The following is an 8,484-nucleotide window of genomic DNA, read 5'->3' as shown; positions in this document are numbered from 1 at the left end:
AATATAAGTGAAAATAATAAAAGTATGATAACTATATTCATAAGTGGTGAAGTTAAAGAACCAGGGGTTGTAACTATAGAAGGTGACAAAAGATTGTCTGACGCTATAGATAAGTTAGGGGGATTTACAAGTGAAGCTAATTTAAATAAGATTAACTTAGCGATGAGGATTGAAGATGAAAAACACTATATTATACCCAAAATAGGTGATGACACAGATACTAATAGCGCTGTTGAAGGTATAAGCGATGAGGTAGCTATTGAGTCAAGTAGTCAAAATGAAACCAACAAAATAAATATAAATATTGCAAATATACAAGAACTAGATACTTTGCCAGGTGTAGGTGAAGCAACAGCAAATAAAATAATAAATTATAGAAATGAAAAAGGAAAATTTAATAGTATTGAAGACATAAAAAATGTAAATGGAATAGGAGATAAAAAATACGAAGATATAAAAGATAAAATCAGTATAAATTGAAAAAAGTATGTTTATTAATAAAATAATATTAAGTAAGTAAATAAATGAAAGAAATAGGGTAAAATGTGATATTATAGGTATGTAAAAAGACATGTCGAGGAGAAATGAAAATGGAAATTTTAAAAAGACTTACAGATATGACAACTTCAGGTGGTTGAGCGTCAAAAATAGGGCCAGAGGTTCTGGCTTCAGTTTTGTCTCAATTACCTAAGAATGAAAATACAGATAAATTGTTAGTAGGACTAGAGACATCAGATGATGCGGCAGTATATAAATTAAATGAAAAAACTGCTTTAATTCAAACATTAGATTTTTTCACGCCTATGATAGATGACCCCTATATATTTGGACAAATAGCTGCATCAAATTCATTATCAGATGTATATGCTATGGGAGGGGTGCCATTAGTGGCAATGAATATAGTTTGTTTTCCAGCTTGTTACGATATGAATGTTTTAGCAGAAATATTAAAAGGTGGATTTGATAAAGTAAAAGAAAGTGGTGCACTTTTAGTAGGAGGCCATACTGTTGATGATAAAGAACCTAAATATGGACTATCTGTATCAGGAATAGTACATCCTAAGAAAGTTTTATCCAATGCAACTGCACAGGTTGGAGATAAGTTAGTTATAACTAAGCCAATTGGAGTTGGTATATTAAATACTGCTATGAAGGAAGATTTAGTTGAAAAGGAATTAGCAGATAAAGTTATTGAGGTAATGGTTCACTTAAATAAATATGCAGCCATGAGTTTTGATAAAATAGAAGTTAATTCAGCAACAGATGTGACAGGGTTTGGACTTTTAGGACATGCTTTAGAAATGGCAAAGGCATCTGATGTAAGTATTGAGATAAATTCAAAAGAAGTTCCTATATTAGAAGGTGCTATTGACATGGCAAAAATGGGAATTATACCGGCAGGTATGTATAGAAATAAAGAATATGTAGGTAAAGATGTTGAATTACAAAATATAGAAATTGAAATAGAAGATATTTTATACGATCCACAAACATCAGGAGGATTGTTAGTATCGGTTAATTCTGATTTAGCAGATATGCTTGTTGAAGATATGAAAAAGAATGGGTCTATAGAAGCTAAAATAATAGGTGAAGTAAAATCAAGAGCAGATAAATATATTAAGGTTATATAAAAATAACCGTATTTTATGTTATAAGAATTAATTTCTTATTCATTTAAAATTAAAATAAGAGAGAGTGATTATTTTGAATAAAAGAAAGTTATTTGCCATGTTGCCATCCGTAGATGAGGTTCTGGGAGATAAAAGAATAACAGATGCACTAAATGAATATCCAAGAAGTTTAGTTCTAGAATCAGTAAGACAGATTATAGACTTAAAAAGAAAAGAAATTATAAATTTAGATGAAGATGGTAAAGAAAAGTTAAATATAGAATTTGATGATATAATTGAAAGTTCATTAAATAAAATTAGAATAAATTATTCTTTATCTTTAAAAAAAGTAATAAATGCTACAGGAACAGTTATACATACTAACTTAGGAAGATCATTACTTAGTGAAACTATAAAAGAAGAATTATGGAACTCTGCATCTAGATATTCTAATTTAGAATATAATTTAGAAAAAGGAGAAAGAGGTTCTAGATATTCTCATCTAACAGAAACTATAAAAAGGCTTACTAAAGCAGAAGATGTATTAGTTGTAAATAATAATGCAGCAGCAGTACTTCTTGTCTTAAATACATTAGCAAAAGATAACGAAGCTATAGTATCTAGAGGGGAGCTTGTAGAAGTTGGAGGTTCATTTAGGATACCAAGCATAATGGAGCTTAGTGGAGCAAAGTTAGTAGAGGTTGGAGCAACTAATAAAACACATTTAAAAGATTACGAAAATGCTATAACTGAAGATACTAAGGTTTTAATGAAGGTACATACTAGCAACTATAGGATATTAGGTTTTACACAAAACATAGAAATAGATGAACTATCACAACTTGGTAAAAAATACAATATTCCGGTTATAGAAGACTTAGGAAGTGGTGTTTTCATAGATGTATCTAAGTATGGCTTATCCTATGAACCAACAGTTTTAGATTCTATAAATCAAGGAGCAGACATAGTAACATTTAGTGGGGATAAAATGCTTGGAGGGCCACAGGCAGGTATAATTGTAGGTAAAAAAGAATACATAGAAAAAATGAAGAAAAATCAACTTACAAGGGCCTTAAGAGTAGACAAGCTTACAATATGTGCTTTAGAGGCAACTCTTAGAATGTATTTAGATGAAGAAAAAGCTATAAAAAATATACCTACATTAAGAATGCTTACATACAAGATTGAAGAATTACAAGAAAAAGCAGATATTTTAGTGAATAAAATAAAAACATTAAATTTAGATGGAAATATAAATGTAGAAGATGGATTTTCTCAGGTGGGAGGAGGATCTATGCCTTTAGAAACTATAAAAACAAAGGTAATAGCTATAACTCCTAATAAGATGAATGTATCCGCACTAGAAAGAATACTTAGATTAAGTGAATCTCACATAGTAGCTAGAGTATACGATAATAAATATGTACTAGATGTGAGGACAATATTTGAAGATGAATATGATATTATTGTAAATGAACTAAAAAAGGCTTTTGAATAAAAGACTTTAATAGGGGGCTAAATATGAAAAATATAGTAATAGGAACAGCAGGACATATAGACCATGGAAAAACAACTCTTATAAAAGCACTTACAGGAAGAGAAACAGATACTTTAGCTGAGGAAAAAAAGAGAGGTATATCAATAAATTTAGGGTTTACATATTTTGATTTACCAAGTAATAAAAGAGCTGGTATTGTAGATGTTCCAGGGCATGAAAAATTTATAAAAAATATGTTAGCAGGTGCATCAGGCCTAGACATGGTTTTGTTTGTAGTTGGAGCAGATGAAGGCGTAATGCCGCAGACGGTTGAACATTTAGATATACTAAGCTTTTTAGATATAAAAAATGGAATAATAGTTCTAACAAAATGTGATACAGTAGATGAAGAATTTATAGATTTAGTAAAAGAAGATATAAGAGAAAAGGTAAAAGGAACATTCCTTGAGAATGCAGATATCTTAGAGGTTGACTCTATATCTAAAAAAGGTATAGATAATCTTATTAATAAAATTGATAAGATGAGCAATGAAATAGAATGTAATAACGAAAATTTACCAGCAAGACTTAATATAGATAGGGTATTTTCCGTAAAAGGTTTTGGGACAGTAATTACAGGAACGTTAATAGAAGGAAAAATTAGTATAGAAGATGAGCTTGAAATATATCCTAAAAAACTAAAAACTAAAATAAGAAGTATTCAAGTACATGGAGAAAACGTTAATGCAGCTTATGCAGGTCAAAGAACGGCAATAAATATTTCTAATGTTAAAGTTGAAGATATTGAAAGAGGAGATGTATTAGCATCTAAAAATTCATTAGAAGAAGCTATGATGTTAGATATTAAAATTTCTTTGGTTAATCATGCTGATAAAACTTTAAATCATTGGGATAGATTAAGATTATATCATGGAACAAGAGAAATACTTTGTAGGGCTGTGCCTTTAGATAAAGAAATAATTGAATCTGGAGAAAGTGGATATGTTCAATTAAGGCTAGAGGAAAGTATAGTAGCTAAAAAAGGAGATAAATTTGTAGTAAGATATTATTCTCCTATGGAAACTATAGGAGGAGGTGTTGTAATTGATACAGCACCTAAAAAACATAAAAGATTTGACGAAAAAGTAATAAAATCACTTAAAGTAAAAGAAAAGGGTGAATTAAAAGATATATTAGAAGAATATTTAAAAAGAAACCTTAACGTTTACCCAACTAAAAAAGACATAATGAGTTATAGTGGAGATAGTGAAGAAAATATTAATAATGCTTTAGAAAAACTCTTAAATGAAAATAAAATTGTATTAATTAATAATATGTATATGCACATAAATCAGTATGAAGCATTAAAGGAAAAATCTATAAAACTCTTAACAGAATATCATAAAAAATATAGATTAAGAAAAGGAATATTAAAAGAAGAATTTAGATCTAAAATAGAAAGTAAATTTAAAACAAAAGAAATAGATATATTAATAGAAAAATTATGTAGTGAAAATCAAATAAAAGCTGAAGGAAATTTAATTTCATTATATGAATTTAAGATTATTTTAAATGCTAAACAAAAAGAAATAAAAAATGAAATAAAAAATATGCTTAAAAGTCATGGAATAGAATCTCTATTAAGCATAGATGATATATGCAAGAGTAATCATTATTATGAAGAAGTCTTAGAATCTATGATAAGTGATGAAATTGAAAAATTAGATGATACATATGTAATTGATAAGGAAGTGTATATAAATGCAAAAGAAAATTTAATCGCATATCTAAAAGAAAATAAAGAAATAACACTAGGAGAATATAGAGATTTAATTAATTCAAGTAGAAAAAATTGTATGATTATACTAGAGAATTTTGATAGAAATAAAATAACAAAAAGAAATGATAATAAAAGATTATTATTTTAGATGGTAAAAAGTAAATAAATGTAAATAAATATATAAAATTAAATAAAAGTGATATAATATATATGTTGCTGTAAAGATTTTCACTATTAAAATATATTTTATTTAATAGTTGAAACCCTGTAAATTACTTTACTTTGACGTACTTTTTATACCGATTAGGGGGAATATAAAAAAGTGGCAAAATAAAAGTGAACATATATAGTTGTAAAATACCAAGTTAAGTATGAATAATTAATAATATACATATCTTGGTATTTTTATAATTTATAGTAAATTATCTTGAAAAATTTTATTAATATATGTTTTAATAAATAATCTGAATTGACTAAATTAGTTGAATGTAAGCAAAGTGTTCGATTTTCAAAGTTGAAATATGCTGAAAATAAGAAAACTTAATTAAAACATATATACTCATTAAGTAAGTTTTAAATTAAAAGGGAGAAAAATATATTGAATTTTACACAAACAAAAATTAAATTAAATAATAACAATAAAGAAAAATTAAGCATTTTATTAATATTGATGATATCTATAATTTTGATATTTGTTATAAAAGATGTCAATAAATATAGAATATTTATACGTGGAACATGTGCAACGTTTTTAATATCTATGGGTATAATTGTGTTTAATATAATGAAATTTAGTATGAATAAAATTTCTATATTTTTAGCAATAGTATTTTTTATAATAGGTCTATTACAAATTATATATGTAGTTGTTTCTTTAAATAATGAAATAAATTCAACTCATATTTGTAATTATACGACAATGTTATCTATGGTAATAGATGTATTGCCAATAATAGGTATATATATGAGTTTTAATTATTTGAAAAGTGATAAAAATATTTTGAAAAACATATTGATAATATTTATAAGTAGTATATTATTCATAAGTTCATTTATAATATTTGAAAATTTATATGAATATACAAATAATATGCTTATAAAAGAAGAAATAATAATTTGTATAGATAACATTACAAACATATTTATGATAGTTATGAGTATTTTTATAAATGATAAGATAAAAAAAGCAGATAATAAACTAAATGATTATGAAAAATATTCTTTAAAAAATATAACGATAATAATGGTTATTTCAAGAATACCTACTATGCTACATATTTTTGTGCAAAATGTATATATAGAAGATGTATTAAAGCAAGTAATAAGCAATATAGCAATATATTATTTATATAAATATATTGTACATGCTAATGTAAAAGTTCCGTATATTGAATTAAATGAAATAAATAGTGTATTGATTAATAAATCGAAGAATCTAAATGATAAAAATAGAAAATTGATAGAGGAAACAGGCAAGATAGAAGAATTAAAAAAAATGCTAAATAGAGAAACTTCAAAATTACAATCAACTCTAGATTTATCCACAAGCTGTATAATCGTTTTTAATAGTAATAAAGAAGTAACTTATTTAAATAAAGTATTTACAGAAAAATTTAGTGGGAATTATAGGAATGAAGATTATGAATTAGAAAGAGATATGAAACCATTTATTGAAAACTATGATGATTTTATAGAAATAATAGATTATGCCTTTGAATTTAATAAAAATGTACAAAATATGATTTATACAAAAGATAATAAAGCATACCAAGCCATATGTACACCAATATTAATAAAGAATGAAAAACAAGGAACACTATGTATATTAATAGATAAGACTAAGAAAAAAGAATTTAAGCAAAAGGTAATAGATATAAACACAAGATATGAAAGATTTTTAGAAAACATAGGAGACGCAATAATAGTTATACAGGATGGTAAAAAAATATATGCAAATAAAACATGTAAAGAAATATTCAAAAATGAATTAGATGAAATAAATTTTAACATAGATTACAATAATGATAATATAGAAGAATGTTATGAAATAGAAGGAAAGAAAGTATATGTAGAAATGAGTTTTTCGGAGTATACAAAAGATAACGAGAATAAAACAATAGTAGTTATAAGGGATATAACTGATAGAAAAAAAGCTAATTTAAAATTGAAAGAAAGTCAAAAATCATATGAAAGACTTATAGACATATTACCTGACGGAATTTGTTTATTAAATAAAAACTTAGAAATAGCTTATGTAAATCAATCTTTGTTAAATATGTTAAGCATTGAGGATGCAAATAATATAAAACAATTAAATATAAAAAATATAATAGATTTGAGCTTAGATGAAGATAACAAATTTGATGAAAGTATGAGAAACGTAATAAATGAGAATAAATATATGTTACTACTTGAGTATGAATTAATTACATTCGATAAAAACAAAATCCCAGTGGAAGTGAATGCATTACCTTTTTCAATAGATGAAAATAAGCATATAATGCTAATAATAAAAGATTTAACGCATAAAAAAACATCGCAAATCGTAGAAAAAGAATTATCAGATAGATTAAAAATAGATAAGGTAAAAACGGAGTTTTTTGCTAATATGTCACATGAATTAAAGACGCCATTAAATGTTATTTCAAGTTCAAATCAATTAATAGATTCTTTATATAAAAATAATAAGATTGATGATTACAATGATAATATGAAGTCTCATATAGAATTAGTAAGACAAAGCTCTTATAGATTACAACGATTAATTACTAATATAATAGACTTAACAAAAATGGAATCAGGATTTTATAAAATAAAATTATCTAAGTATAATATTGTAAATATAGTAGAAGATTTATTTATGAAAATAGATGAATATGCAACGAAAAAAGACATAAGTATAATATTTGATACAGATAATGAGGAAATAAATGTAAATATAGATAAGGTAGAAATAGAAAGAATTATATTGAATTTATTATCTAATTGTATCAAATATACTAATAATGGTGGCTGTATATTTGTGAATATATATTATAAAAAAGATATTGTAACTATAAGTGTAAAGGATAATGGAGTAGGTATACCTAAAAACAAGATTGATATAATATTTAACGAGTTTACTCAAGTAGATAGAACCCTCTCTAGAGGTACAGAGGGAAGTGGAATAGGTCTTACTATAGTTAAAAATTTAGTAGAGTTACATAAAGGTAGCATAAGTGTAAATAGTGAAGAGGGAAAAGGAACAGAATTTATAATCAATATTCCTATAACACACTTGAGTTATGAAGACTGTGAAGAAGATAAAAGAATTTATAATATTGATGAAAAAATAAAGATAGAGTTTTCGGATATATATTATTAAAGTTAGGAATGTGAGTATGAATAATTGCGTATTAAAAGAGAAACCTGTATCAAAGTTAGGATATTTACTTTATAGTATAAGTTTTTTACTGTTATTAGCAATAAGTTTTATAGATACGTCAACATATAATTATATAATAATTATTATACGAAGTTCATTGAGTTTAATTATAATAGTTTTAATACTTAATTATGTTGAGTATGAAGTCACATATATTAAGTTTATTGGGTTGGGATATATAATATCTAATATT

At 25.2% G+C, this 8,484-nt stretch carries 6 protein-coding genes; all 6 read left to right on the top strand.

From position 1 onward, the window contains the following. On the top strand, nucleotides 1–480 hold a 480-nt coding region (locus AC11VW_RS10015; protein ID WP_484301273.1), incomplete at its 5' end, for a DUF655 domain-containing protein. A 110-nt stretch (nucleotides 481–590) separates the two neighbouring features. Continuing rightward, nucleotides 591–1,631, top strand: coding sequence for a selenide, water dikinase SelD (gene selD / locus AC11VW_RS10010; RefSeq protein ID WP_484301272.1), 1,041 nt, complete (start codon nucleotides 591–593; stop codon nucleotides 1,629–1,631). 97 nt (nucleotides 1,632–1,728) lie between these two features. Further along, nucleotides 1,729–3,108 carry an L-seryl-tRNA(Sec) selenium transferase gene (gene selA, locus AC11VW_RS10005; RefSeq protein ID WP_484301274.1) on the top strand — a complete coding sequence of 460 codons (1,380 nt, stop codon included), beginning with the start codon at nucleotides 1,729–1,731 and terminating at the stop codon, nucleotides 3,106–3,108. Nucleotides 3,109–3,131: 23 nt separating this feature from the next. Further along, on the top strand, nucleotides 3,132–5,015 hold the full coding sequence (selB, locus tag AC11VW_RS10000; protein WP_484301271.1) for a selenocysteine-specific translation elongation factor: 1,884 nt from the start codon (nucleotides 3,132–3,134) through the stop codon (nucleotides 5,013–5,015). A gap of 450 nt (nucleotides 5,016–5,465) precedes the next feature. Next, on the top strand, nucleotides 5,466–8,231 hold the full coding sequence (locus tag AC11VW_RS09995; RefSeq protein WP_484301270.1) for a sensor histidine kinase: 2,766 nt from the start codon (nucleotides 5,466–5,468) through the stop codon (nucleotides 8,229–8,231). 16 nt (nucleotides 8,232–8,247) lie between these two features. Next, nucleotides 8,248–8,484 (top strand): hypothetical protein (locus AC11VW_RS09990; RefSeq protein WP_484301269.1); only part of this gene is annotated, 237 nt, incomplete at its 3' end.

This window comes from Romboutsia sp. (assembly GCF_056995035.1).
Note: the sequence above shows the minus strand (reverse complement) of the source record. Positions and strands in the feature narration are given on the sequence as shown.

Excerpts from the sequence above, each read along its gene's own strand:
- selA (WP_484301274.1), top strand. The coding sequence starts at position 1,729 with ATGTTGCCATCCGTAGATGAGGTTCTGGGAGATAAAAGAATAACAGAT.
- selB (WP_484301271.1), top strand. The coding sequence starts at position 3,132 with ATGAAAAATATAGTAATAGGAACAGCAGGACATATAGACCATGGAAAA.